The following is a 2956-nucleotide window of genomic DNA, read 5'->3' on the forward strand; positions in this document are numbered from 1 at the left end:
GCGCCACGCCTAGATGAGTTGAAAGTTCAAAGTTTAAAGTTGAAAAGGAAAGCTGAAATCCGTGCTTTTCTCTGCAGCGCTCCTGCGAAACCCGGCTTCTGGGCGCGGGCTCGACCCAGCAAATCGTCCCCCGCCCCCTCTCGCGCTTTTAAACTTTGAACTTCCAACTGCTCCCCAAACCTTGAACCCGTTCGCGCTTTTTCGTTTTCCCCCTCCACCCCCTCCCGGGGGAGGGGGTGGAGGGGTTGGCCCCGTTGCTAGAGTGCCGTCGTTGTCATCAGACATCCCCCGAGAATAAAAACGACGGAGGTTTATCATGGCTATGTCCCCCTGGGTTACCTGGCCAGCCCTGACCAAGTTCGGTTCACTTGGCGTAATGGGCGCCCTGCTGGTTCTTGCCGGTCAACGGGAAGATCTGCTCGAAAACAATATGTTCGACATGGAAAGCTGGGGTGAAAAAAACGCCAGCATCGTCTGCGATGAGCGCAGCCATGTGGCCCGTACCGAAGACGGTACCTGTAATATCCTGGACAATCCGGCGGAAGGCTCCGCCAATGTGAACTTCGGCCGTAACGTGGATCCGGCCTCGTCCTTTGCGGAATCGGAAAGCGGCAATCTGCTGACCCCGAACCCGCGTGAAGTCAGTAACCTGATCATGTCCCGGGGCGGCGATTTCAAACCTGCCACCACCCTGAACTTCATCGCCACCTCCTGGATCCAGTTCATGGTCCATGACTGGTTCGATCATGGCCCGCGTACCGACGCCAACCCGATCGAATTTCCGCTGCCGCCTGGCGACGTGTTGGGTTCCGGCACCATGTCCGTGCAGCGTACCCGCCCGGACCCGAACGTTAGCGGCAATGAATCCCTGGTGACCTACGAAAACATCAACACCCACTGGTGGGATGGCTCGCAGCTGTACGGCAGCGACAAGGAAACCAACGATGAAGTGCGTTCCTTTGTGGACGGTAAGCTGAAAGTCGACAGCAATGGCCGTTTGCCCACAGATTTCCTCAGCGGCAAACCGATTACCGGTTTCAATGAAAACTGGTGGGTGGGCCTGAGCATGCTGCACCACCTGTTCACCCAGGAGCACAACGCCATTGCGGACATGCTCAAGGCAAACAACCCCGGTGCTTCCGACCAGTGGCTCTACGACCACGCCCGGCTGATCAACGCTGCCTTGATGGCCAAAATCCACACCGTGGAATGGACCCCGGCGATTCTTGCTAACCCGGTGCTCGAGCGTGCCATGTACGCCAACTGGTGGGGCCTGGGCGGTGACCGTGACAAGCGTGACAAGTATCAAGGCGACCTGGACGAGCTGAACAATAACCTGGCGGAACTGGGCGGCATCTTCAACCTGCTCGGCATCGATAACGATCTGGGGCAGGGCGATACCAGCTCCATTGAGCACGCCCTGGCTGGCCTGGTGGGCTCGCGCACCCCGAACAACTACGGCGTGCCCTACACCCTCACCGAAGAATTTGTGTCCGTGTACCGCATGCACCCGTTGCTGCGTGACGAGATCAAGGTCTACGACATCGGCTCCAACGTGGTGGACGAAGAAATTCTGCTGCAGGACACCCGTAACGGTGATGCGGAAGATCTGCTCACCGACGTGGGCCAAGATCGCCTGTGGTACTCCTTCGGTATCACCCACCCGGGTGCGCTGACACTGAACAACTACCCGGACTTCCTGCGTAACCTGTCCATGCCGTTGATTGGCGACATTGATATGGCGGCCATCGACGTGCTGCGTGACCGTGAACGTGGCGTGCCCCGTTACAACGAGTTCCGTCGCCAAATCGGCCTCAAGCCGATTACCAGCTTCGAGCAGTTGTCCAGTGATCCGCAGCTGGTGGCTGACCTGAAGGCGCTGTACAACAACGATATCGAAATGATCGATACCCTGGTGGGCCAGCTGGCAGAAGAGACGCGCCCGGAAGGCTTTGGCTTTGGTGAAACGTCTTTCCAGATCTTCATCCTCAATGCGTCACGTCGCCTGATGACCGACCGCTTCTTCACCACCGATTACACTGACGAGGTGTACACCGCTGAAGGGATCGACTGGGTGGAAGAGAACACCATGGTCGACATCATCCGTCGCCACTACCCGAACCTGGCCAGCAGCCTGGTGGGCATGGATAACGCCTTCAAGCCCTGGGGCCTGAAAATTCCCGAGGATTATCAATCCTGGTCTGCCCAGGCGAAACAGGACCACCTGTGGGTCAACGGCGCCCTGCGTACCAGCTACGAAGACGGTGAAGTGCCGGCCATCGAACCCATCGATATTGGTGGCCTGATCAACTCCGTCCTGTGGAAGAAGGTGCAGGATGTGACCGACGTGAGCCCGCCGGGCTACAGCAAGCCGATTCACCCTCGCGGTGCCCTGGCCAAGGTGCAGTTCGTGCCGACGGCAGGCCATGGCTACACCGGCCTGTTCCAGGGGGCAGATCACGGCCTGCTGAGATTGTCTGTTACCGGCGACCCATCAGACCGTGGCTTTGCACCGGGGCTGGCGCTGAAATTGATGGTGGACGGCAAGCGTTCTGAAAACGTGTCCGCGCTCTATACCCTTAGCGGGCAGGGCGATAACCACAACATCTTTGCCAACGAACTGTCCAACTATGTCCAGCCGGAAGTGAACGAAACCCTCGGCACAACGACGCTGTTCTCGCTGGTGTCCAGAAAGCCGACGCTGGTCGTCATGAGTGACATGGCCAAGGTGAACCAGGACGGTTCCCCGGTGAGCAATGCCAACACCCCGTCACAGGTTTATTTCGTGCCAAACGGTGATCTGAAGAATTCCATCAGCACCGCGCCCCACGATTTCCGTGACGACCTGACCGCCCTGAACCCCGGCACCAAGGTGTATGACGTTTACGCGACCTCCAAGTCCATCAAAACGTCCATCTTGCCCTGGGTCACCGAACGCTACGCCCGTGAACGCCGC

Annotated in this window: 1 protein-coding gene; it reads left to right on the plus strand. The window is 58.5% G+C overall.

Annotated features, from left to right (window positions below; translation table 11 throughout):
- Window positions 1–316 precede the first annotated feature (316 nt).
- Window positions 317–2956: peroxidase family protein (locus A3754_RS16860; RefSeq protein WP_231880661.1), on the plus strand; the 2640-nt coding region annotated here is incomplete at its 3' end.

The sequence above is a fragment of the Alcanivorax sp. HI0083 genome (assembly GCF_001635175.1).